General features: G+C 64.3%; 21 protein-coding genes and 1 pseudogene. 15 read left to right on the forward strand and 7 right to left on the reverse strand.

Going from position 1 to position 22,687, the window contains the following annotated elements; genetic code table 11:
• Positions 1-24 precede the first annotated feature (24 nt).
• Both I2456_RS07740 and I2456_RS07745 read right to left on the reverse strand, forming a co-directional pair.
• Positions 25-537 (reverse strand): SRPBCC family protein, encoded by a 513-nt coding sequence (locus I2456_RS07740; RefSeq protein WP_085074097.1) that lies wholly within the window; start codon positions 535-537, stop codon positions 25-27.
• 43 nt (positions 538-580) lie between these two features.
• Complete coding sequence (locus I2456_RS07745; RefSeq protein ID WP_085074096.1) at positions 581-1,444, reverse strand: phytanoyl-CoA dioxygenase family protein; 864 nt, start codon at positions 1,442-1,444, stop codon at positions 581-583.
• Between the two features lie 70 nt (positions 1,445-1,514).
• Between I2456_RS07745 and I2456_RS29100 the strand changes: the two are divergent.
• The 3 genes and pseudogenes from I2456_RS29100 to I2456_RS07755 all read left to right on the forward strand — a co-directional run.
• Positions 1,515-2,201, forward strand: a pseudogene (locus I2456_RS29100) (N-acetylglucosamine kinase); the annotation flags it as partial.
• A 129-nt stretch (positions 2,202-2,330) separates the two neighbouring features.
• On the forward strand, positions 2,331-3,227 hold the full coding sequence (locus I2456_RS29105) for an N-acetylmuramic acid 6-phosphate etherase (RefSeq protein WP_371869929.1): 897 nt from the start codon (positions 2,331-2,333) through the stop codon (positions 3,225-3,227).
• A 17-nt stretch (positions 3,228-3,244) separates the two neighbouring features.
• Positions 3,245-4,759 (forward strand): serine hydrolase domain-containing protein, encoded by a 1,515-nt coding sequence (locus I2456_RS07755; protein WP_085074095.1) that lies wholly within the window; start codon positions 3,245-3,247, stop codon positions 4,757-4,759.
• Here the strand turns inward: I2456_RS07755 and I2456_RS07760 are convergent.
• Positions 4,756-5,484, reverse strand: a complete 729-nt coding sequence (locus I2456_RS07760) for a M15 family metallopeptidase (RefSeq protein WP_241007890.1) — start codon at positions 5,482-5,484, stop codon at positions 4,756-4,758. The genes I2456_RS07755 and I2456_RS07760 overlap by 4 nt on opposite strands.
• An 82-nt stretch (positions 5,485-5,566) precedes the next feature.
• Here I2456_RS07760 and I2456_RS07765 point away from each other — a divergent pair, with 82 nt between their 5' ends.
• Both I2456_RS07765 and I2456_RS07770 read left to right on the forward strand, forming a co-directional pair.
• Complete coding sequence (locus I2456_RS07765; RefSeq protein WP_068163304.1) at positions 5,567-5,791, forward strand: hypothetical protein; 225 nt, start codon at positions 5,567-5,569, stop codon at positions 5,789-5,791.
• A gap of 104 nt (positions 5,792-5,895) precedes the next feature.
• Positions 5,896-6,483, forward strand: a complete 588-nt coding sequence (locus I2456_RS07770; RefSeq protein WP_085074094.1) for a hypothetical protein — start codon at positions 5,896-5,898, stop codon at positions 6,481-6,483.
• Between the two features lie 92 nt (positions 6,484-6,575).
• On the opposite strand, the gene I2456_RS28385 is transcribed toward I2456_RS07770, so the two are convergent.
• Positions 6,576-7,061 (reverse strand): peptidoglycan recognition protein family protein, encoded by a 486-nt coding sequence (locus I2456_RS28385; protein ID WP_241007891.1) that lies wholly within the window; start codon positions 7,059-7,061, stop codon positions 6,576-6,578.
• A gap of 557 nt (positions 7,062-7,618) precedes the next feature.
• Here I2456_RS28385 and I2456_RS28870 point away from each other — a divergent pair.
• Together I2456_RS28870 and I2456_RS07785 are read left to right on the forward strand one after the other, a co-directional pair.
• A complete protein-coding gene (locus I2456_RS28870; protein WP_082965950.1) occupies positions 7,619-9,124 on the forward strand; it encodes a serine/threonine-protein kinase in 1,506 nt (501 codons plus the stop codon).
• 134 nt (positions 9,125-9,258) lie between these two features.
• Entirely contained in the window at positions 9,259-9,708 is a 450-nt protein-coding gene (locus tag I2456_RS07785; protein ID WP_068033293.1) for a universal stress protein, read from the forward strand.
• Between the two features lie 22 nt (positions 9,709-9,730).
• On the opposite strand, the gene I2456_RS07790 is transcribed toward I2456_RS07785, so the two are convergent.
• On the reverse strand, positions 9,731-10,201 hold the full coding sequence (locus I2456_RS07790) for a winged helix-turn-helix transcriptional regulator (RefSeq protein ID WP_085074093.1): 471 nt from the start codon (positions 10,199-10,201) through the stop codon (positions 9,731-9,733).
• Between the two features lie 78 nt (positions 10,202-10,279).
• Between I2456_RS07790 and I2456_RS07795 the strand changes: the two genes are divergently transcribed.
• Genes I2456_RS07795 through I2456_RS07805 form a run of 3 tightly spaced genes read left to right on the forward strand, consistent with a single transcriptional unit; the run spans position 10,280 to position 13,403 of the window.
• Positions 10,280-11,419, forward strand: a complete 1,140-nt coding sequence (locus I2456_RS07795; protein ID WP_085074092.1) for an acyl-CoA dehydrogenase family protein — start codon at positions 10,280-10,282, stop codon at positions 11,417-11,419.
• Entirely contained in the window at positions 11,416-12,375 is a 960-nt protein-coding gene (locus I2456_RS07800) for an LLM class F420-dependent oxidoreductase (RefSeq protein WP_085074091.1), read from the forward strand. The genes I2456_RS07795 and I2456_RS07800 overlap by 4 nt, the downstream gene beginning before the upstream one ends.
• An 11-nt stretch (positions 12,376-12,386) precedes the next feature.
• Positions 12,387-13,403 (forward strand): NADP-dependent oxidoreductase, encoded by a 1,017-nt coding sequence (locus I2456_RS07805; RefSeq protein ID WP_085074090.1) that lies wholly within the window; start codon positions 12,387-12,389, stop codon positions 13,401-13,403.
• A gap of 6 nt (positions 13,404-13,409) precedes the next feature.
• Here I2456_RS07805 and I2456_RS07810 read toward each other — a convergent pair whose 3' ends face one another.
• Positions 13,410-14,093, reverse strand: a complete 684-nt coding sequence (locus I2456_RS07810) for a hypothetical protein (protein WP_085074089.1) — start codon at positions 14,091-14,093, stop codon at positions 13,410-13,412.
• A 13-nt stretch (positions 14,094-14,106) separates the two neighbouring features.
• Positions 14,107-16,722, reverse strand: coding sequence for a hypothetical protein (locus tag I2456_RS07815; protein ID WP_085074088.1), 2,616 nt, complete (start codon positions 16,720-16,722; stop codon positions 14,107-14,109).
• A gap of 454 nt (positions 16,723-17,176) precedes the next feature.
• Between I2456_RS07815 and I2456_RS07820 the strand changes: the two genes are divergently transcribed.
• The 5 genes from I2456_RS07820 to I2456_RS07840 all read left to right on the forward strand — a co-directional run bounded on the left by I2456_RS07820 (position 17,177) and on the right by I2456_RS07840 (position 22,674).
• Positions 17,177-18,541, forward strand: coding sequence for an aldehyde dehydrogenase family protein (locus I2456_RS07820; RefSeq protein WP_241007892.1), 1,365 nt, complete (start codon positions 17,177-17,179; stop codon positions 18,539-18,541).
• A gap of 30 nt (positions 18,542-18,571) precedes the next feature.
• Positions 18,572-19,561 carry a tocopherol cyclase family protein gene (locus I2456_RS07825; RefSeq protein WP_241007893.1) on the forward strand — a complete coding sequence of 330 codons (990 nt, stop codon included), beginning with the start codon at positions 18,572-18,574 and terminating at the stop codon, positions 19,559-19,561.
• Between the two features lie 40 nt (positions 19,562-19,601).
• A complete protein-coding gene (locus I2456_RS07830) occupies positions 19,602-20,531 on the forward strand; it encodes a DUF808 domain-containing protein (RefSeq protein WP_085074087.1) in 930 nt (309 codons plus the stop codon).
• A gap of 104 nt (positions 20,532-20,635) precedes the next feature.
• Positions 20,636-22,378 carry a glycoside hydrolase family 15 protein gene (locus tag I2456_RS07835; RefSeq protein ID WP_241007894.1) on the forward strand — a complete coding sequence of 581 codons (1,743 nt, stop codon included), beginning with the start codon at positions 20,636-20,638 and terminating at the stop codon, positions 22,376-22,378.
• Positions 22,379-22,455: 77 nt separating this feature from the next.
• Complete coding sequence (locus tag I2456_RS07840; protein ID WP_068164131.1) at positions 22,456-22,674, forward strand: acyl carrier protein; 219 nt, start codon at positions 22,456-22,458, stop codon at positions 22,672-22,674.
• The last annotated feature ends 13 nt before the right edge of the window (positions 22,675-22,687 follow it).

Genomic DNA, 22,687 nt, shown 5'->3' on the forward strand with positions numbered 1-22,687 from the left:
TCGCTACGAGGTGGGCACGTGCGACTATGCCGGCGCAGCGCGCAGAGCAAGCGCCGCAAGATTGCTCAGCGAATCGGTTAGATGCGACCGGGGAAACGGTGGGAACTCGATGTCCCTGCGGTCAGACGGTACCCCTGACCAGTCGTAGGTCAACCGGACCTCGGTCTCCGACGGTCCGACCGGCCTCAGGTCGTACCGCCATATCCAGCCGCCGAACACGAACTTCTCCCCCTTGGGCGCATCCATGAGAAAGCCGCGGGCGGAGACTTCCTGGCCGGGCTCCCAAGCGATGGCCCGCGGTGGGTCGTACACGACAACCTTGTTGGCCATTTCGTAGTCCTTGTCCGGGTGGTTGTCGTGATACATCGCCATCCGGAAGATCTGCCCGAGCGAGCGCAAGTGTTCACCGTCGACGGGTTCGCGTACCCAGCCGGTGCCGTCGATGGCGGCGTGTGTGCTCGGGTCCGCGAGAACGTCGAAAATCACTTCGAGTGGGGCATCAATTGTGGTCGTAGCGACCAGTTGTTGTTCAGTCACATAAGTATCGACCGGCGACACGGACCGAACTCATCGCAACAAGCTACGCGTCTTCTCCGGTCTCGAGCAGCCGCAGCGGGTGCAGGCCGTCGACCGCGCCGACGAACGGCGGGTGGATGCTGTAGCCGAGCATGCGGCGAATGTCGTCGGAGACCATTCGGGCGATGCCGCGCGAGATCGACAGGGTGAAAGCCTCCATGGGGCGCAGCCACGGTTGGCAGTACTGCGCGGTGACGGCAAGACGGTCAGCGGACGAAGTGTTGGCGCCGCCGCCATGCCAAAGGGTGCCCACGAAGAAGACGCACGAGCCGGCGGGCATGACGACGGGCAGCGCATGATCGTCAGGACCGGGGCGGCGTTTGCCCCAGCGATGGCTGCCCGGATAGATCACCGTGGCGCCATTGTCGGCGGTGAAGTCGTCGATCGCCCAGATGGTGGCCGCCGCCAACGGGTCTCGCGGACGCGGCACCGGATAGAAGCCGTCGTCATGGTGGGCCAGCTGCGCGTCCTCGCCCGGCTGAATGTTGATGGCCTGCAACGCCGATAGCAGGTAGTTGGGCATCAGTATCCGATCAAGCACCGCCAACACCCGGGGATGATCGACCAGCCGGTCGCACAAACGCGTCCTGCTGAGCAGGCTGTAGATGCGTTGGGTGCGCCGACCCTCGAACGAGTTGCGTCCGGTGTGCCCCAGCCACGGGCGCACGTCCTCTCGGATTTGCCGACATTCCTCAGCGCTGAGCAGGTTCTCCCAAATGACATACCCGTCGCGGTCGAGGGCCGCCATGTCGGCCTCGACCACTGAGCTGTCGACCGAGCTTCCGCTGGTCGGTGTCCACTTGTAACGCTGCGCCAGGTCCCCTCGGAGGTCCTCCAGCGTGGTGACGGAGTCGTCGTCGATGCTCATCGGTGCTCGTCCTTTCTTCTGCCCAGACTAGAGAGAAAAGGGCAATACGGACGCGCGGTCGCATGAAAACATGGGTTCGGTGATCCTCTCCATCGACCTGGGCAAGACGTCGTGTCGGGCCGCCGCAGCCGGCCGCAGGGCCGAGGGTCCAGGCGCGCCGGGGATCGCGTTCACCGGCGGAGTGCGACGGGCCGAAGCGGCGATCCTGGCCGTCGCGCAGCAGTTCGGGCCGGTCGATGAACTCATCGTGGGCGCCGCAGGCGCTTTGACGGCTCCGGACGCGGCGCAGGCATTGGGTCAGGCGCTGCTGCGCTCAGTGCGGGCCAAGCGGGTCGCGGTGACCGGCGACGCCGTGACGGCGCACGCAGGCGCGCTGGACGGTAAACCCGGCACCGTGCTGATCGTGGGCACCGGCGTCGTGGCGATGGCGATCGACGCCGACGGCGTAATGCGTACCGCCGACGGTTGGGGTCCATGGTTGGGCGACGAGGGCGGCGGCGCGTGGATTGGCACATCGGGTTTGCGCGCGGCACTGCGTGCACTCGACGGCCGCGGCCCAGCCACCGCGTTGGTCGACGCCGCCACCGCCCGCTTCGGCCCACCGCAAACCTGGCCGGCACAACTCGCCGACGCCGCCATGCTCGCGTCGTTCGCGCCTGACGTCCTGGCTGCCGAAGACGACGCCGTGGCGTCAGTGATCGTCGAAGCTGCCGCCGAGTCGCTCGCCGCGACCGCCCGCGCGGTGGGGGACGGCCCGGTGGCAATGGTCGGCGGCCTGGCTCAGATGCCGGCGCTGCGCAAGCACATCGACGCCATCCCACCCGCTGGTGACGCGCTTGAGGGTGCGTTGCGGCTAGCAGCTATCCACGAGCCGCACGTCATCCGCGTGCGGGCCAACGACAGCACGGATCGGCTCGATGCGCTCACCACCGAGGCCGTCCGGCCGGACCTGCACGACCTCGACACCCGGTCCATCGGCGAGATCGTCGCCCTGCTCGTGGCCGCCGAGGGCGAGGCGCACGGCGCCGTGGTCGCGGCGCTCCCGCGGATCACCGCAGCGGCCGAGGCCATCGCCGCACGGCTAGCGCGCGGCGGCCGCCTCATCTACGCCGGCGCCGGGACGCCCGGTCGGCTCGGCGTGCTCGATGCGGCGGAATGCGGACCGACGTTCAACACCGACCTGGTGCGAGGCGTGATCGCCGGCGGGCCGGTGGCACTCACCCAGGCCATCGACGGCGCCGAAGACGCCTTTGACGTCGCCGATTTGGCCGATGTGACCGCGGACGACGCGCTGGTCGGGATCACCGCGTCGGGCCGCACCCCGTTCGTGCTCGGTGCGCTCAACCACGGGCGCGCAGCGGGTGCGCTGACCGTCGCGATCGTCAACAACTCCGGCAGCGAGGCGACAGCCGACATCATGATCGAATTGCTGACCGGACCAGAGGTGCTCGCGGGCTCCACCCGCCTGACCGCTGGAACATGCCAGAAGGTGGTACTCAACGCTATATCCACCAGCGTGATGATCGCGCTGGGCAAGGCCTACGGACCGCGGATGGTCGACGTGCGCGCGACCAACGCGAAGCTGCGCCGCCGCACGGTCCGGATCGTTCGCGACGCGGCCGGTGTGGACGAGGAGACTGCGGCAAGGGCACTGGCCGCCGCGGATGGTCACGCCAAGACCGCCATCGTCGCGCTGCTTGCGGGCGTCGACGCGGCCGAAGCTGCGGCTCGGCTCGACCGCGTGCACGGCCGCGTACGGGACGCGCTGCGGGGGCGGTTGTGACGGTAGGCAGTAAATCAATGCGAAAGCTCGTTGCCGTGGGAAGTGTCTTGCTTGCGGTCACTGCGGGTTGCTCGCGTGGCGATGCACCACACGCAGCGCTAAGCGAGACCACGCATACCACCGCTGTCGTCCAAACACCTACTCCCGCAATAGTTCCGAAGCTCCCAGAGGTGGCGCCCGCGCCCGCTTTCGCGAGCGTGTCCAAGCTGATCGACAATGCGATCGCGGCGAACAAGTTGCCCGGAGCCGTCCTCGTCGTTGGGCACGGCGGTGACATCGCCTTCCACCAGGCCTACGGCTCACGCAAGCTCGCCAGTGAACCAGGGCTGGACGGATCGCCAGCTCCCGCCGAGCCGATGACCGAGGACACCATCTTCGATCTCGCTTCGTTGACGAAGATCCTGGCCACCGCGACCGCCGTCATGCAACTCTACGAACAAGGCCAGATTCAGTTCGACGATCCCATTCAGCAGTATTTGCCTGACTTCAACACCGAGAACGATCCGCGGCGCGCCACGGTAACGGTTCGCATGTTGCTCACCCACACCTCGGGTGAGACGGGAGACGTGGAGCTCAAAGACACCTGGGGCCTGGACGGTCCGGACAAAGCAGAAGGCATCCACCGCGCGCTGACGACACCGCTGGAGTCGAATCCTGGGCAGGGCTTCCGCTACTCGGACATTAACTTCATCCTGCTCGGCGCGCTGCTCGAGAAACTCACCGGCGAACCCGAGGACGTCTACGTCCAAGACCACGTCTTCGCCCCACTCGGCATGACCGAGACCCGCTACCTTCCGCTCGCGAAAGCCTGTGGGCCGCACGTGATTCGGGGCGCCGCGATTGGATGGGCACCCGCGCCGCCGGGCGGGGCGTCGGCCGGTTGCCCCGCAGGCACCTGGAGCACCGAGCTGTTGGGCCGGGTGGCACCGACAGCACGCGATGAAGACGGACGGGCCGACCCGAGCAAGAATCCCGACCTTGACCACTTGCTCTGGGGCACCGTGCATGACACGACTGCGCGCCGTATGGGCGGGGTGGCCGGGCATGCCGGGGTGTTCTCGACGGCATATGACGTCAGCACCTTCGCCCAGGCGTTGTTGGACCGGCTCGCGGGCCGTCCGAGCAAGTTTCCGCTGAGCCAAGCGTCGTGTGAGTTGATGACGTCACCCCAACAACCGGGACATTCCGCCGGACAACTCGAAGCGGCCAACAGGGCGGCCCGAACCGACATCGCAAAGGGTTTGAACACCTGGGATCCGTTGCTGGCGGCGCGCTATCCGGCAATCCCCGGGCAGAACCTGCGGGGTTTCGGCTGGGACATCGATACGCCCTTGTCGGGAACTCGCGGCATGGTCTTCCCGATCGGGAGCTTCGGCCATACCGGCTTCACCGGAACCTCGATCTGGATCGACCCAACCTCGAACACCTACATCGTGCTGCTCGCGAACTCGATCCATACGCGGGGCAGTCCACCGATGTCGGATCTGCGCGGTGAGGTGGCTACGGTGACGGCGAGGGCCTTGGGCCTTTAGACCCGCTCGAAGTGTTGATAGTCCAGGGGGGCGTTCCAGTCGCCACCCCACCGCCAGCCACGATCGGTGAAGGCGAGGACGGCTGGATCGCCGATGTGTAAGAGCCCGGGGTCGGTGCGAGTGCGATCCAGGTAGGCCGCTGCGTTGCGCGGTTCGAAATACCCGCTGACATAGAGGCACGGGTTGAGCATGGTGTTGATGTCGATGGCCCGACCGTAAGCATGCGGCGACCAATCGTCGGTGCCCGGAATGCGGCGGCAGTTGAACGCCGAAGTGTTGTTGTCCTCCATGGACAATTCGTCGTCAGCGTTCGGGTAGTGGTCGACCGTCTGCATCTTGTCGACGGGATAGCCCAGCCGGTGCAGCTGGTCGAAGATCGCGATGACATCCGCTACCAGATCTTGGTGCACGATCAGCGGGCCGCGGTGGGTTTGGCCGTCCAAACCGAGGTAGTCGACCTCGACGCGCCGCAGCTGCTCCGGTTCGACGGGACAACCCGGTTGCCAGGTCGTGCCGAGATCGGCGGCCGTGACCGGCTGCACCGTCGCAGCGACCGGTGCCGGCGGCGCGCTGGTGGGTGGCGCCGCCGCGACGGACGTGGACGGCGAAACGGACGGCGCCGATGTGACCGCGTGAGGTGGCGACGCGGGGCTGCACTGCACCAGCAGGAGCACCGTCGCGATCGCAGCCGCGACCACGGCGCATCGGCGCAGGGATGACCTCACGTAGGCCAACTTACTGATGCAGTCGTGCCGCGAGACCCACACCGAACGCGATGGACACGGGACGAACCCCTAGCCTGGGTTCATGGCTGACGAATCGTGGACCGTCGAGATCGGGGAAGTGGACGACCCAACCAACCCGGGTGTCCCTCCCGTGCCCAACACCGTCTACGAGGGTGATGAGGCGGGTGCGAGGGCCGCGTACGACGAACACACGTCGCAGGCGACCGAGAAGGACTACCGCTACGTGATGTTGCGTCATATCGGTGAAGTCCTCGAGTGCTGGGGGACACCGCCCGCCGTCGGTTGACCGATCGCGATTCCGAGTCGGGCCATGGACAGCATGTGCGTTGCCGAGTGAAATGAGAGCAAATCCGCCGCACCCCTGACGGCGGTCCACTCGAGGAGTCAGCCATGCCCGCCTTAAGCCACCCTCGCCGCTGGCGCCGAGTCGGCCGCGGACTGCAGGTGCTCGCTGTCGCGGCCGTCGTGACCGGAGCCATCGCTCTCACGGGCGGCAACCGACCGGCGCTGAGGTTGACCGCCGACGCGATCGACCTCGGCCAGGGCGTCTCGGTCACCCCGGCCCCGGGCTGGACGGTTGGAGATCAGGGTCCCGGTTGGGTGACGCTGCACAACGCCTTTTCCACCGCGGAAATGGAAATCAAGGTCAAGCCGGCCAGCGGCAACGACCCCGTTGCCGTGTTGCAGGGCGACATCAGTCGATTGAGCAGCCTGTCGACGACCGGTCTCACCAACGTTCGAGATGTGGGCGCGCCCAGCGGAAATCCCCTGCAGGGTACCAACTTTCAGCAACAAGCGTCAGTGACATTCAACGCCGACGGAACATCGCGGATGGGTCTGATACCCGTCGTGGGTTCCTTCAGCGAGCTGCTGAACACCTCGACGCATCAGTCGGCGTTCATCGTGTTCGCGCAAAACAGCGACGCGTCCGCGGGCGCCGACAGCGACGGTCAATCGATGATCGACTCGTTGCTGTGACGCTGCCATCCGCGCGACTTTCTAGGTATAAACGCGGTCTTGAATACATTCGTCTACCACTTTGATCTAGCGATAACTTGTGAAGGCATTGCTCAAGCGCCAGCCTCAATGGCCGCGACTTCAGCGGCGCCCTCGGGACCACAAGAGGAGCGAAGCTCAACTTCGCCTACGGAAATTAGTGCATCAATGCGCCGCTTGAGCTCACCCGAGGAGATGTGGGCATAGAGAGCGGCGCCCGGACAGGCAGTTCGCGCTAGGTCGCGATGACCCGCCAACGTTTCAGTTTGGATACTGAATTTAAAAGCGGCCCATGCTAGTGCCCGTGCGGCACCTTGTAGCTGGGATTCCGGCAGTTCCTCTTGATCGAAGTCACCTTCACACAGCACTAGGAAATGTCCTGACGTGTCATAGTCCGTTGCAGTATCTCCCGAAATTTCGGGTGCTCGAAGTTGATAGATGTTGCCATTTTTGTCAACGCCGAGGTGATAGGCGATGTCGATCCATCCCAGCTGCTCCTGGTGGTACTTCTGGTCTTGGCGGAAGCGGCCTGGAGCGTGACGGTTGTCACCCAGCACCACGCCCGAGTGGTGGACCGTCAATCGGTTAGGTCTCTGCAACGCCCCGCCCGACCGTGCAGGTCGGGCTCCCCAGGCGTCTCGGCAGAACATGACACCCACAGCGTTCGGGCTGGCCAGTCGCGGCGAGGTCACCAGTCCGGATTGTGGCATCGTCGTTGACGCAGAGTCGATTGGTGTGGTCGTGGGAAGTTGTAAATCCGAAGGCGGGCGCGTGCCAGCCCCATTCCCCGGACTGCGGTTCAGCGTGCTGCGCGAGCAGACGCTAGCGGTGACGGCGAAGCCGACGCTGCCAGCAAGGTAAAGCAGCCGCCGGCGATTGATATGATCCGTGCCTCGTCTTGGGGGATCGGGCCGAGAATCGCGCATGTGCTCACGATACGGATGTCGTTGTCCTTAAAAGGACGTCTTCTGCATCTCTCTGCTACGAGGCCAATTAAGACACCGCGACACGTTATTCGGAACTAGCGTTCTGAAACTACAGCACATCCCTCTGAGATTGACCGCATCGTTCACCCGGTTCACCGGTTCTCGGTCGAATGGGTCGGTAGAGTTCAAGCATGCCCATTGTCGATGGTGCAGTGTTTGCTGGCTACACGATCTTGCGCCTGTTGGGCACTGGGGGGATGGGCGAGGTCTACCTGGTTCAGCACCCACGGTTGCCCCGCCGAGAAGCTTTGAAGATTCTTCCCGGCAGTGTGAGCGCCGACCCGGAGTACCGCCAACGGTTCGCACGGGAAGCAGACATCGCCGCTTCCCTCTGGCATCCTCACGTGGTCGCCATTCATGACCGCGGTGAATACGAAGGTCAGCTTTGGATCGCGATGGACTACGTGGAAGGCACCGACGCTGCTCAGTTGTTGCGGCGACGCTACCCGAGCGGGATGCCACCCGAAGATGTGCTGGAGATCGTGGCCGCAGTCGCTGACGCCCTTGACTATGCGCACAAACAGGGATTATTCCACCGAGACGTGAAGCCCGCGAATATTCTGATCGCAAATCCGCGGAGCGATAGCCGTCGAATTATGCTGACCGATTTCGGGATCGCACGAGCCACCGATGATATTAGTGGCCTAACAGCAACGAACATGACAGTCGGATCTGTCGCTTATGCGGCGCCTGAGCAGCTTACGGGTAAGAAATTGGATGGCCGTGCCGACCAATATGCCCTTGCCTGTACTGCGTACCAATTACTGACTGGGGTACTTCCTTTCCCAAATTCGAATCCGGCCGTCGTGATCGGGAACCACTTGTCGTCTAAGCCCCCACGGTTAGCGCGTTTACGGCCCGAACTTGGCTTATTCGATGACGTCCTCTCAAAAGCCATGGCAAAAGAACCGTTCCGCCGCTTTCGTTCCTGCCGCGAATTTGCGGATGCTCTTGCGCAAAGCTTTGCCGAGCTGGACAAATCGGCTGATACCACGCAGCTCGCAACTCCTGTCCAGACGCCTCCGCCTAGCGCAACTCATCGCCAGGGACTGCTGATTGCAGGCTGTGTGGCTGCATTGCTAGCAGTAGGAATTGTGGCGTTTATCGCCACGCGCCTGGCCCAGCCCCCGTCGCCGCCTGCCTCGGCGCCCCAACAGGCTCCACTATCGACGGAGGTGTATGCGCCACGGCCACCGGAGACTATAACTTTCACTCCGCCCCCACTCACCGTCACTCAGCCAGGTGCGCCGCCGAATGTGAGTGCCGCCCCTCCTTCTACAACATCTTCACGATCAGACCGGGGTGCGGGAGATCTGGGGCTGACTACGCCAATCGCCAAGCCCAACTGCAATGGCCAAGGAATCGTGGTGTTGGGGTCAGTCACGACTCCTGGGCTGTATGCCGTTGGCGTACAACGACTACTAGATGCGCACCCGGGTTCGTACTATCTCCGCACCGATCAGACCTGTCCATCACTGCGCCCCACTACCGACGAAGGCAACCCGATCTACGCCGTGTTCATACCAGGTGGGACTACCCAAAGTGCAGTTTGCGCAAGGGTTCGCGCTGCTGGCGGCAACGCCTACGGTAAGTGGTTAGATTTCACAACTGATCCGGGGTACGTCATACCTTGTTGAGCCATCGGACTTGCGCCGAAGTTTGCACCAGTCCAATCTCAAACAAGTCATTCTGCTTAGCCAGTCGACCGGCGATGATTAGCTGCGGAATGTGCTGCATCGGGTAGCCGACTTCGGAAGTTCGGGAGGAATGGATGGGCAACTACAAAGTCGTGGTGGTCGGTACGGACGGCTCTGACACGTCGTTTCGCGCGGTTGACCGCGCGGCGTCGATCGCTGCCGAGTCCGGCGCGAAACTCTTCATCGCATCGGCGTTCCAGGACTCAGACCACGGCGGCGGCACCGATCCCGATCAATTGCGCAACGAGGAATACCGAACTCAGGGCAATGCGCCGGTGTACGACATGCTGCGTGAAGCCGCCGCCAGGGCACGCGACGCCGGCGCCACCGATGTGGAGGAACGGGCCATTGCAGGTGCCCCCGTGGAGGCGCTGGTGGAACTGGCTGAGGAGGTCGACGCCGACCTGCTGGTGGTAGGCGATGTCGGTAACAACTCGTTGGTCGGCCGGGTCATTGGTTCGGTTCCTCGCGCCGTCAAGCGGCGCGCGAAAACCGAAGTGCTCGTTGTAGAAACCCAGGACTGAGCTCGGCTCACCGCGGCGGATGCTACTGCGCAGCGGAACGAAAGCCCGGTCCCGCTTCGGGCGTCACATTGCGCGCAGTTATCTCGTCGCCGCAATGGGCGCACGTCACACGGGCATCCGCAAGTTCGCCACATGAATTATGCCGCAACACTATCGGCGGCCCCTCCGGATGCGGCAGGTGCTCGTCCCCCCAGCGCATGAGAATGACGATGGCTCCGAAAAGAGCGCGCCCGGCATCGGTGAGCCGGTACTCGTGGCGCTCGGGGTCCGACGAGTAGGGCACTCGTTCCAGCAGCCCGCGGTCGACGAGCATCCGAAGCCGAGAGGACAGCGTGGGGCGCGGAATCGCGAGGTTTCGCGCGAGCTGGCCGAAGCGCTGCACGCCAAAGAACGCCTCACGCAGGATGAGGAGCGTCCAGCGCTCACCGACCAGCTCGAGGGCTCGCCCCACCGACTCGGCTTCGAACCGGTGACCGAGATCGGGCGCGCTCATAGTTCACCAACTGTACCGGTTCACTCCTTGAACCAGTCGTGGTAAGTTTTTTGAACCACCGCTTGCTCAGGAGTGTTGATGAGTAACCCGCACCTCGCCACCGAGGACGTCGAAACCCTCGCTGCGCAGATCGGCGCTGCCGCGCAACAATTTTCGCCTCAGATCGACCGCGACCGCGGGCTTCCGCAGGAGTTGCTCGCCCAGCTCAATCAGGCCGGACTGCTGCGCGCCACCATGCCAAGGGAGGTCGACGCACTGGAGTTGGCGCCCGGACCGGCCCTGCGATGTGCCGAAGCGGTTGCGCGCGGCGACACCTCGGCCGGATGGTGTGTCTCCATCGCGATCACCAGCGCCCTGCTGGTCGCATACCTGCCAGCGGCTACCCGCGACGAGATGTTCGGTGGTGGGCGCGGTGTCGCCGCAGGAGTGTGGGCTCCGCGCGGCAAGGCCAAGTCCGTTGCCGGCGGTGTCGTGGTGTCCGGGCGGTGGTCTTTCTGCAGCGGAATCACCCACGCCGACATGATGTTCGCCGGTTGCTTCATCGACGACGGCCGCGTGCCGTCCGTCGTCGCGTTACCCAAATCGGATCTCGAAGTCCTGGACACCTGGCACACGTTGGGCCTTCGTGGTACCGGCAGCCACGACACGGTTGCCGACGAGGTTTTCGTTCCTACCGAGCGGGTGTTCTCGGTGTTCGACGGACCGGTGCTGGACCGGCCGCTGTACCGGTTCCCGGTGTTCGGCTTCTTCGCGTTGTGCATCGGTGCAGCCGCGCTGGGCAATGCCCGGGCCGCAATAGACGACCTGACCGAATTGGCTAGCGGGAAGCGAGGATTGGGCTCCACCCGCAGCTTGGCCGAACGGCCGGCAACGCAAGCGGCGGTGGCGACCGCAGAGGCCGCGCTGGGCGGCGCTCGCGCGCTGTACTACGAAGCGATCGACTTGGCTTGGCAAGCGAGCCACGACGTCCAGCCCGTTCGGGTGGACCTGAGGAACCGGTTACGCCTGGCCGCCACCCATGCGGTACGCACGTCGGCCGACGTGGTTCGCACCATGTACGACTTGGCCGGTGGCAGCGCGATCTACGACGGCGCGCCGCTGCAACGACGGTTCCGCGATGCGTTCACGGCGACCGCCCACTTCCAGGTCAACGAAGCATCCCGCGAGCTGCCCGGCCGCCTCCTGCTTGGCCAACCCGCCGACGCCTCGATGCTGTGACCGAATACGAAGTCGCTCTGCCTTTCTGGCTCGACCGCCCGGATCGCGAAGCCATGGATGTGGCGTTGGCGGCAGCCGAAGCGGGCGTCGGCGCGGTATGGGTTGGCGAGATGGCGACCTACGATGCGTTCGCATTGGCCACCGCCATCGGCCTGCGCGCACCCGGGATCGACTTGAAGATCGGGCCTTTGCCCGTCGGCGTGCGAACGCCGGCTGGGTTGGCCCTGGGGCTCAATACGGTCGCCTCACTCACCGGTAGCCGTGTGGACCTCGCGCTGGGAGCGTCGAGTCCGGTGATCGTCATGGGTTGGCATGACCGCGAGTGGGCCAACCATGTCTCAGTCATGCGCGAAACCATCGAGTGTCTGCGTTCGATGTTCACCGGCGCACGCGTTGACTACGTCGGCCAGCACGTCAGCAGCCGCGGTTTCCGGCTGCGTGACAAGCGCCCCGAGACTCGAATCGCTCTAGGCGCGTTCAGGCCTCAGATGATTCGTCTAGCTGCCCAGCACGCCGACGAGGTGGTGCTCAACCTGGCGACACCCGAGCGCGTCGCCGACGTTCGTGCCGGCATCGACTCCATTGCAGCGGCGGCCGACCGCGACCCACCGCGCTTGACGGTGTGGGTACCTGCTGCGCTTGATCCAGGTGACGTCGCGCACGCACAATTGGCCGCGCAGCTGGCGGTGTATCTCGGTCCGCCCGGTTACGGCGAGATGTTCAGCGCCTTGGGTTTTGCCGAATTGGTGCACTCAGCCAGAACCGGTGCAACCCGGCGGGAGTTGGCGGCGGCCATACCTGTCGACCTGCTCGATCGTGTCTGCGCGCTGGGCAGCGCAGACCGGATCGAGGCCCGGTTACGCGCCTACCGGCAAGCAGGCGCGGATTGCGTGGCGGTGGTGCCGGCCACCGCGCAAGATCCCGCGGGACGGAATGTCCTGCGAGCGTTGAACTGAGGGAGAAACTCATGACATTGACCAATACCGCCTGTCGATTGGCCGCCCGGCCAACCGGCCTGCCGAAGCCCACAGATTTCGAGGTTGTCGACGAGCCTGCGGGAGTTCCCGCGGACGGCGAGTTCTTGGTCAAGGTCGAATACCTTTCGGTCGATCCGGCGATGCGGACGTGGATGAACGCGGGCCGCTCGTACGTGCCACCGGTCGGGCTGGGCGAGGTGATGCGCGCCGGCGGCATCGGGCGGGTCATCGAGTCACGGCATCGGGACTTCGCGGTAGGTGACGAGCTGTTCGGCACCTTCGGGGTGCAGCGCTACGCGGTGTCCGACGGCAAAGACGTGACTCGGGTGGACACCACGGTGGCGCCCGCTCCGGTGCATCTGGGTGCGCTGGGCATCAGCGGAATCACCGCGTATTTCGGGCTGCTCGATGTGGGCCGCCCCCAGCCGGGTCAGACCGTCGTCGTCTCCGGGGCTGCCGGCTCCGTGGGCAGCATCGCCGGTCAGATAGCGCGTATCAACGGTTGTCGGGCGATCGGCATCGCCGGGGGCCAGGACAAATGCCGCTGGCTGGTCGAAGAGCTCGGGTTCGACGCGGCGATCGACTACAAAGCCGGTGACCTGCGAGGGCAGCTGAAGGTACACGCGCCCAACGGTATTGACGTCTTTTTCGACAACGTCGGGGGAGCGACGTTGGAGGCTGCGCTGGCACGGCTGGCCCGGGGCGCACGCATTGTCATCTGCGGTGCCATCTCGCAGTACAACGCCGACGGGGAGCTGCGCGGACCGGCGAACTACATGCAGTTGCTGGTGGCACGTGCGTCGATGACCGGGTTCGTGGTCTTCGACTACGCCGACCGGTACGCCGAAGCCGTTGCGCAGCTTGCAGATTGGTTGCGCAGTGGCGAGCTGCGGTCGCGCGAGCAGGTGATCCACGGCAGCGTCGGCGACTTCCCCGAGGTGCTGTTGGCGTTATTCCGTGGAGAGAACACCGGCAAACTGGTTCTTGCGCTGAACGGCGCTAACTGAGTTTATTCACCACTTGGGTGGCGAATATTGCTGGTCGGCAACCTTCTTCTCTTTGAACAGTGGTTTCGTACACGCCGGCCAGTCAATTCCGCCGTCAGTCGGCAAGCCCTGGACGGCGTACCCGGAGATCAAGGCGCGCGTGGCAACGCCAACAGTATTTCGATAGCGATTCTCGTACAAGAGGCGCGTGAATTCAGCGGCCGCATCGTAGTAATTGACTTGCCTGAGTTGTGCCATGACCAGGGCGTTGTAAACGCGGGTATCTACGAAGCTGCAAACAGTCCCGGTTAGGGAGGGGTTCGGGAACACGTAGCCGGCTCCGTCCCAGTCACTTGTATCGACCCGAATGTCGTAGTTCGGGCCGTCGACGCCGACATAGAGGCCACCGTAATTCGTTATAGGTGCTGGCATGCCCGGACTCTGAAAGGTCGAGTTGGTACCTCGTATCTCGATTCTGTTCGCCGAATTGACCAGGGAGTAGATCAAATTGCGAGATTCCGCGAACAGCGTTTGGTTGTTGAGGTTCGACGACGCATAGAGGGCGCGAAGGTACTCTGAACCGTCCAACCTCTCGTGTTCCCAATCAAGGTTGGGATCGCAGTTTACGGCGCTCGCAACGACTGCTACCAGCAGATTCTGTTCCGCCGGAGAGACATTGAACAGTTCATCAGCGAAGATGTAGAGGGACATGAGTTGCTGTCTCCTATCGCGTCCGGTCGTTTTGCAGATCGGCCAGGTCGGCCGGATACCCGATGTGGACTTCAGCGAGGCAGCCTTGATCGTTCAACGTGTAGACGGACGGGGTGATATAGGCGCCCGCGCGACTGGAGATGTGTCCCAATGGGTCTGCCACCATGGGGATGTCGTCGAAGAGGGGCGACTGGGAGAACATGCGGGTACTCTGCGCTGTGGCGCCGCATACGACGATCGCGGTCAACGGTTCTTGCCCTGAGTGCTCGATCAGCCTGCGAAGAAATTCTTCGCGTGCGTGGTCGATGGTGAGGAACGCTACCCGCGAACCGGTTCCCCTGCGCTGCACGGGGGTCGGAGGGCAGTTGCGCGCTGGAAGGCTGACGTTCATGTAGCCACCGGTGCGTAGCGGCTTATCGATCCGGGCAAACGACGGCCGTCCTGATCGGACAAGCCGGTCGTCGAGTTCTCGGGTGAAGTCGGCAGCATCAATGGGTCCGGTGTGTGCCCACGTCAACTGCCCGTTTGGATTTAGCAGTCGCCACTGTGGTTCTGCTGTGCCGCTGGTGAGCCGTAGGCAGTCCGACCAGCTACCCAATGCGTCGTCGATGACGAAGGTGAGCGCTGACGAGCCAGCGATCGACTCCTGCAAATCCGGAGGTGGTGCGTTTTCAGTGACTATCATCAGTACGACTAGGCTGGCATCGGTCCGCTGACTGTGGGCCAAACCTTCCTCGACGACGGCCATTACTTCTGCACTGGACCGCGACTCGCCGGGGGCGATCGCCAGGGTGTTATGCGTCCCTCGTTCGTCGGGTATCTGTCGGATAAGCGCCTCAGTAGAGGCTCGGCGTTCGTCGCCGTCCAACCCCCACTTGACTCGCAGATAGGGTCCTGTGCCTGAGCCGAATGGGGCTATGCCGCCAAAGCCGAACGCGTCGCAGTACACAAGGCTGGAGACAGGGGTCAGGGCGCCGGTGATGTGGTCGACGTGACGACCCCGCACCTGCAAGCACACTTGGCCCGGGCCATCGAGCCCTGGCAGGCTTCGTTCTCCCAATATCGGACGACCGAACCCAGTGAAGTCCTCGACGGGTCGTCGCAGGTCGAAGGTGCGCTTGTGGGTTGCTGATCCCGAGGGGCCGGCGCCGGCGAGATGGGATCCGGGCAGCGACCGCCACGTCCAGATATAGCTGTCGATGCGCCCTCCGGGGATCCATGAGTCGAAAGCCGTGAAACCGTCACTGGTCGGGTTCTTCTCGAATATCACTTCGGGTGGGCGTCGTGGCGTGAGTTGCACTTCACCTCGTAACACGAAGCCGTCCGCTTCAAAGGTCCCCGCATCAACACTGACGTAGGCGTTCGGGTCTAGTGCTTGCAATTGGCCGGCGAGTTGCTGACGGACCGTGGGAGAGGTGATGACATCGAGCCCGCTAGCCAGGTCGCTTAGCGCGGGGCTGAGCTTCGCTGTGATCTGCTGAGACAGCGCCTTGCGCACCGCGTTTCGCATTTTGCCGGCGTACGGCCCAGTGTAATTGACGGTCACCGCTGGTGGGCCGCTGGTGCTTGCCGAAAACCGTTGCGAGACTGGGTCGAAAGTCAACATAACCGTCTGGCTAGCCGAGAATGTCATGTTGAGGTCGTTTATGTGCATAGAGCCGATGTTGTAGATGCCGCTTCGGTGCAGATGTGAAGCCCAGCCACGGCCCTGCGCGTCGATTCTTACGAAGCCGACACCCGAAGAAGGGGCAAGCCACTCGCTGGTGAGGGTGTCAATGCGTGCGTGGTAGTCAATGGTGAGTCCGCCGCCGATGCCAGCGTCCCCTGAAATCCGGGTGTCCTGCTGATAACCGATAAGCCCCGAGTGCTGCAGTCCATCATCGATACCGGCCATGATGGTGGCTTCGTTCACTGCGCAGGCGAAGTCGTGTTCCTGCAGAAATTGGGTGGAGATGCTGGCGAGGTCTCCCTGCGGAAGAGCCCCATTCAAGTCGACCGGGAATGCGACACACGACAGCCCCAGGTTCCTTCCTTCAGACAGGGTTCGCCAGCGACGAAATTGGGCAGCGATCCGCTGTGGCTGTGGTCGTAGCTCGCCGGCAAGCAAGCGCGTTATGTGCTTGGTCACTTTGGCGTTCATCGCGTCGACGGCGGCGTTCCCGACAGTGCCGAGCGGTCCATTCTCGATGTAGGTGGTGCCGTCGAAAGAAACGCTGCTCCTGTCGGGTGTCAACCAAAGGTACTCCTTGGCAATCGTTTTCCAGCCCGGACAGTCTGGACTGACCGGAGCGACGCGATACTTCGCCCTGACCGTGCCGTGCACCACATCGACCAAGGTGGCAGCGAATGGATCCTTGCGGTAACGAGCGCGGACCGCCATCTCGACCCACAAGTGGTCTGTTGCACCATCGTCGAAAAATACTCGCGGACAGCCAATTTGGACACTGACTGAGCCGCGGTCACCGCTCCCGCTCCGGGCATTGCCGATCCGCAGGACACAGTCGTGGGCAATGCTGGGGACGGTGTTGTCGATGAATGAGTTCTGGTGCAGCGTCGCACACAGTCGATTGATGGTGCTGTCGCTGATCTGGACAACGCCGTCGAAATCGCCGGTCAGGGTGTTGGCCATGTCACCTCGTATTTCTTCCTGGGGATCTATTGGGCTCGGCTAGCTGTCTTCGTCCTGAAAAGGCCTATTTCGCTGGCTTTTACCTCAGAACATTTATGACGCGGTTCAGACGGCACCGAACGTCATGCGCTCGACTGTTTAGCGACAACCACAACGTATTGAGCAACAGATGGGGGCGGTAGGGTAGTCGACTACCTCATCTCTTCAGCCGAGCGTGCCGAGGTGAAACGTAGCCGCCGCACTCAGCGACGATGCTCGAGTGGGTTGGCCGACTTCCGGTCCTTATTGCGGTTCTGTTCGAGTACATCCTGCGGAGCAGGGCCAGGACAGCGCTCGTTGTCGCTGTGAGGTGGGCAGAATCCCACATCATCGGATCTAGTGGCCGCTGTGACTGATGAGACGAAAAGCCTCAGGCCTCGGTTTAACCACCGAGAATTTGGGTGAAGACATACACGTGCCTGAGACCACCGAGATAACTGTCCTTGACCCGCGCACCGGTGAGCCGGTATCCCGAGTGCCGGTCGCCAGCGAAGAACAGTGCCGACGTGCCGTGGAGCGCGCCAGCGGAGCCGCCATCGACTGGGTGCGTGTCTCGCCAGGAGAGCGGGCCGCGCGGGTCAAGGAGGCCGCCGCGTCCGTGGAAGCCGTTGCCAAGGAGCTCGCCGAGCTCATCGAACGCGAAACGGGCAAGCCGGTCGACGATGCCCTGGGCGGCGTGCAGGCCGGCGTCGACACCCTGCGGCAGTACGCCGAACTGGGCCCGCTGCACCGCGGCCGCAGTTTGCAAGGAAACTGGGACGCAACGGATTTGATGATCGCCGAACCGCGCGGCGTCGTCGCGGTGTTGACGCCGTGGAATGATCCCGTCGCCGTCGCCGCGGGATTGCTCGGTGCCGCGTTGGTCACCGGTAACACCGTCGTGCACAAGCCCAGCGAACGGTGCCCGGCAACCGGCAGGCGCTTCGCGGAGTTGATCGCCGCGCACCTGCCGGACGGTGTCCTCGAGATCCTCGACGGCGACGGCACTGTCGGCGCCTATCTGGCCGCGGCCGACGACGTCGCTGTCGTCGCCCACGTCGGCAGCACGGCCACCGGTCGGGAAATCGCCAAAACGTGCGCGGCGCGCGGCGCCAAGGCCATCCTGGAGAACGGCGGCAACGACGCCTTGATCGTCGACGCCGGAGTCGACCCCCGCTGGGCCGCCGAGCAAGCCGCCACCGGTGCGTTCGCCAACTCCGGGCAGATCTGTGTTTCGGTAGAACGCATCTACGTAGTCGAGACCATCGCGAGCCAGTTCATCGAGGCACTGGTCGAACAAGCCGGCGTGTGGGCCGATCGCATCGGTCCGCTGGTCGACGAAGCTCATCGCGAACTCGTACACCGACATGTCGCCGACGCGGTGGAGAAGGGTGCGACCGTGCTGACCGGCGGCGAGCCCGGTCAAGGCGCCGGCTCCTTCTATCCACCTACCGTGCTCACCGATTGCGATCCGAACATGTTGGTGTTCAACGAAGAGACGTTCGGTCCCATAGCGCCGGTGCGGGTGGTTGCCGATTTCCCGACGGCGCTGGCCGAGGCCGCGCACGACCGGTACGGGCTGGCCGCAACCGTCCTCACGCCCGACATGGGCCACGCGCAGACGGCGTGGCGCGCCCTTCCCGCGGGGACGGTCAAGATCAACGAGGTCTTCGGCGGTGCTCCCGGCGGCGCTTCCGAGCCGCGTAAAGACAGCGGCAGCGGTTTCGGCTTCGGTCCCGAGCTGCTCGACGAGATGACCTCGGTCAAGGTGGTGCACTGGACGGCCCCGGCGCCCGGTTGAGCCCGAGCGCACCGGGGTACCAGGATTGCTGTGAACGTGATCGGCTCTGTTGCGCACACCGGTCAGCGGCTTGTCTCCCTATATCGGCGCAGCGGGGCTGACCTGCCGTTCGGCGATCCGCTGCCGTCGCACGGCACCGAAATGGAGGGCTGGTTCTGGCGGCTCTCCGACCCTGCCAACCAACGGGTGGTCGTCGCGCTGTGCAGTGCCAATCGCCACCCTGACGGCGACTGGTCGACCGCCGCCATTGCGCTACACCCGGGCGGTGTCGTGCGTTCGGCCGCCATCAACCAGGTGAGCGCCGATCGCGCTCGCTTCTCGGTGAAGGCCGAGGCGGGACCGGACCTCGTCGACGCCGACGGTGAACGACTCAGGATGGTCCTGGGCGACACAGAGGTCGATATCAAACTCACCCAGGAATGCCGGTGGCCCAAAGCGTTCGGCGGGGGCGGAGTGTTCTCGTCGGTGCCTTTCCTCAACCAGTACTGGCACCCCTATCGACTGGGCGGCACCGCGTCGGGCACGGTGACCTGCGGCGACCAGCGATGGGACTTCACCGATGCGACGTTGTACTGCGAACGCAACTGGGGAGCGGGCTTTCCGCTGCGGTGGTGGTGGGGGCAAGCCCACGACTTCGGCGAGTCAGACGTCTGCGTGGCGTTCTCCGGTGGCCTGCTGGAACTGGGCCCGCTGCGCCGCGAGGTCACCGGAGTCGTTGTGCGACTGGGCAGTCGGGTGCTGCGCATCACACCGCCGGCCCTGGTGTCCTGCACACTCGGTGACCGGTCTTGGCGCATCGACGCCCGCACCCCGCGCTATCACGTAACGCTGGACGGACGCGGCGACGCCGTCGGGCCGCACGTGCTGCCGGTGCCCCTTCCGGCCGAGCGCCGTAACGTCGACACCGACTACGAGTACTTGGCGGGAAGCCTGCGCTGCACGGTCCGAGAATGGGGACGGACCATTTTCGATGGCACCTCGCAACTGGCGGGTCTGGAAATCGGGAGTCGACCGGGCTGATGAGGCGGACGGTAACCTCGATCGGGATGGCGGAGCGGCGATGAGTGCGGGTCTGTTCGGACTGCTGGACGATGTCGCGACCTTGGCGCGGGCAACCGCGGCCTCCGTCAGCGGCGTCGGCCCCGCAGCAGGCCGCGCCACCGCCAAAGCTGCGGGTGTGGTGATCGACGACACCGCGGTGACGCCGCAATACGTCGACGGCATCAGCGCGGAGCGCGAGCTGCCCATCATCAAGCGCATCGGCGTCGGATCGCTACGCAACAAGCTGCTTTTCATCCTTCCCGGCGCAATGCTGCTCAGCCAGTTCGCGCCGCGGCTGCTGACTCCGATCCTGATGCTCGGGGCCATCTACCTCTGTTACGAAGGCGCCGAGAAGCTGTGGGAGGCCATCCGCGGCCATGACGACGAGGGCCAGGCGCCGGTGACCGAGGGCCACATGGTGTCCGCGGCAATCCGCACGGACTTCATCCTGTCCGCCGAAATCATGGTGATCGCTCTCAACGAGGTGGCCGACCAGGCGTTCCTGCCGCGGCTCATCATTCTGATCATCGTCGCGTTGGTCATCACCTTCGCCGTTTACGGAGTGGTGGGCGCGATCGTCAAGATGGACGACGTGGGGTTGCGGCTCACCAAGTCGGGATCTCGACTCGGGCAGACAGTCGGACGCGGGCTGGTTGCCGGAATGCCCAAGCTGCTGTCGGTGCTCTCCGCGGTCGGAACGGCGGCCATGCTCTGGGTGGGCGGCCACATTCTGCTGGTCGGCATCGACGAGCTCGGTTGGCACGCGCCGTACCGCCTGGTGCATCACGGCGAGGAACATGCCCACCATGCCGTCGAATCCATCGGTCCGGTACTGGCCTGGATGCTCAACACCGCGGCTTCTGCAGTCGTCGGTCTCCTGGTGGGCGCATTGGTCGTCGCGATTGCGCACGTGTTGCCCTTTCGTCGGCGCCGGCACTCGACCGCCTGACGTTTATGGACAGCCAATCGCGGGCACGCGGTGGCGTGCCGGCACCCGAGCTTGACCCAATCACCTCGCAACCCAGTCAGACGCCGTGTCGCACAGACGGGTTCGTGCCGCTACGCAGCTACGCGCCGATCGGTGACGGTCGTACGATCGCGTTGGTCGCCGAAGACGGTGCCATCGACTGGTTCCCCATACCTGATCTGAACTCCCTGCCGGTGTTCGCCGCGATGCTGGACTCGGGCAACGGCGGCCGGCTCGAATTGGTGCCCGCAGTGCCGTTTTCGTCGCACCGCCGCTACCTGCCGGCGACCAACGTCTTGGAAACCACCTTTGTCACCGAGTCGGGCCGCGCGCGGGTCAGTGACGCGCTCAATGTCGGAATCGACGGACGACTGCCGTGGACAGAATTGGTGCGCCGCATCGAAGGCATCGACGGTGAGGTGCCGATGCGCTGGCGGGTAGCGCCCGGCACCTGCTTCAACACCGCCTCACCGTGGGCGCGGCGCACACCGCACGGCACGGTGCTGCGCGTCAAGAATCTGAACCTGGGCGTGTGTACCTCCGACGAGATGGACATCGAAGTCACCGATCAGGCCGTGTTCGGCTCGTTCACGATCGACGCCGGGTCACGCCGGGTGATCGGTGTGGTGGCCACGGACGCCGAACCGCTGATGTTGTCGTCGGTGGACGACATCGACCGCGGCCTGGACCGTACCGTTGAGCGATGGTCGACCTGGTCGTCCCAATTTGACTGCAGCGGAACATGGCACGCCGCCGTCCACCGCAGTGTCCTATTCCTCAGAATGCTGATCTTCAGTCCCACCGGAGCCGTGGCCGCGGCCGCGACGACCTCGTTGCCGGAACGGCTGAGTGGAGGAAAGAATTGGGACTATCGCTACGCCTGGGTACGCGACACGGCCTACACCCTAGACGTGTTGCGGCGCTTGGGGATTCGGGAAGAGACGCATGCGGCCATCAGCTGGCTGCTGCGCACGGTGCGCCGCCATCGCGCCGGTACCGGGGTGTTCTACCGGTTGGACGGCGAGCCGGTCGACCCGGTCGTGACGCACGAAGCGCCAGGTTGGCGTGCCATTGGTCCGGTGGTGACCGGCAACCGAGCGCACAGCCAGCTGCAGCTGAGCATCTACGCCGATCTGTTCAACACTGTGCGCTTGTATGTCGAAGGCGGTCACGCGCTGGACACCGACACCGGCCACCTGCTGGCCGACTTCGCCGATCAAGCCTGTGACGCCTGGCGCACCCCGGACGCCGGCATGTGGGAGCTGACGCAGCTCGAGCACTACACCAGCTCAAAGCTCGGGTGCTGGCACGCATTGCGCTGCGCGGTCGGTCTGGCCGAATTGGGGCAGATTCCCGGTGATCCGGATCGTTGGGCCAGGGAGGCTGAGCGCATTCGCGATTGGGTGGAGCGGGAATGTTGGTCCGACGAGTTGAACAGCTACGAATGGTATCCGGGCAGCGGAAAGCTGGACGCATCCATCCTGCTGCACGCCGGGAGCGGCTATGACCGCGGCGCACGGATGTCGGCGACCATCGACGCGTTGCGCCACCACCTGGGCAGGGGACCCCTGATGTACCGGTTCAGTGGGGCGCGCGAAGAGCAAGAGGGGGCGTTTATCGCCTGCTCGTTCTGGGCGGTGTCAGCGCTTCATCATGTCGGCCGCGACGCCGAGGCGCGCGACCTGATGGCACAGCTGGTCGAGCAGGCCAACGACGTCGGTGTGCTCGCCGAAATGATTGATACCGAAGACAACTCGTTCCTCGGCAATCTCCCGCAGGGGCTCAGCCACCTCGCCCTGATCGGCGCCGCGCTGGATCTGCACTCCTAAATGTCAGTGACCTGTTTAGGTGACCCGGGCACGGGTAGGCCTGACTGGTCAGCACATCGATATCCAAGGAGGAAATGATGGCTACGGGGGAAACTGGGTTCAAAGACGTCGAATTCGACTTGATCTCATTGCAGTACCACTCGCTGAAGGCGGGCCACGACTACGGTCAGTACGTTCGTGACGCCAAGACCGCCCAACTGGACGACGTCGCTTCGTTCTTCGAGGAAGTCATGGCACAAGACTCCGAGCGTGCTCACCGCTGCCATGAGTTGCTTGCCAAGTTGCAGTCTTCCTGACAGGCAGCGCGAC

The sequence above is a fragment of the Mycobacterium kubicae genome, from assembly GCF_015689175.1.
GTDB classification, from domain to species: Bacteria; Actinomycetota; Actinomycetes; order Mycobacteriales; family Mycobacteriaceae; genus Mycobacterium; species Mycobacterium kubicae.

Coding starts and splice junctions, on each gene's coding strand:
- I2456_RS07745 (WP_085074096.1), bottom strand. CDS start 1,444: ATGAGCATCGACGACGACTCCGTCACCACGCTGGAGGACCTCCGAGGG.
- I2456_RS07755 (WP_085074095.1), top strand. CDS start 3,245: ATGCGAAAGCTCGTTGCCGTGGGAAGTGTCTTGCTTGCGGTCACTGCG.
- I2456_RS07765 (WP_068163304.1), top strand. CDS start 5,567: ATGGCTGACGAATCGTGGACCGTCGAGATCGGGGAAGTGGACGACCCA.
- I2456_RS07770 (WP_085074094.1), top strand. CDS start 5,896: ATGCCCGCCTTAAGCCACCCTCGCCGCTGGCGCCGAGTCGGCCGCGGA.
- I2456_RS28870 (WP_082965950.1), top strand. CDS start 7,619: ATGCCCATTGTCGATGGTGCAGTGTTTGCTGGCTACACGATCTTGCGC.
- I2456_RS07785 (WP_068033293.1), top strand. CDS start 9,259: ATGGGCAACTACAAAGTCGTGGTGGTCGGTACGGACGGCTCTGACACG.
- I2456_RS07790 (WP_085074093.1), bottom strand. CDS start 10,201: ATGAGCGCGCCCGATCTCGGTCACCGGTTCGAAGCCGAGTCGGTGGGG.
- I2456_RS07795 (WP_085074092.1), top strand. CDS start 10,280: ATGAGTAACCCGCACCTCGCCACCGAGGACGTCGAAACCCTCGCTGCG.
- I2456_RS07805 (WP_085074090.1), top strand. CDS start 12,387: ATGACATTGACCAATACCGCCTGTCGATTGGCCGCCCGGCCAACCGGC.
- I2456_RS07810 (WP_085074089.1), bottom strand. CDS start 14,093: ATGTCCCTCTACATCTTCGCTGATGAACTGTTCAATGTCTCTCCGGCG.
- I2456_RS07815 (WP_085074088.1), bottom strand. CDS start 16,722: ATGGCCAACACCCTGACCGGCGATTTCGACGGCGTTGTCCAGATCAGC.
- I2456_RS07830 (WP_085074087.1), top strand. CDS start 19,602: ATGAGTGCGGGTCTGTTCGGACTGCTGGACGATGTCGCGACCTTGGCG.
- I2456_RS07840 (WP_068164131.1), top strand. CDS start 22,456: ATGGCTACGGGGGAAACTGGGTTCAAAGACGTCGAATTCGACTTGATC.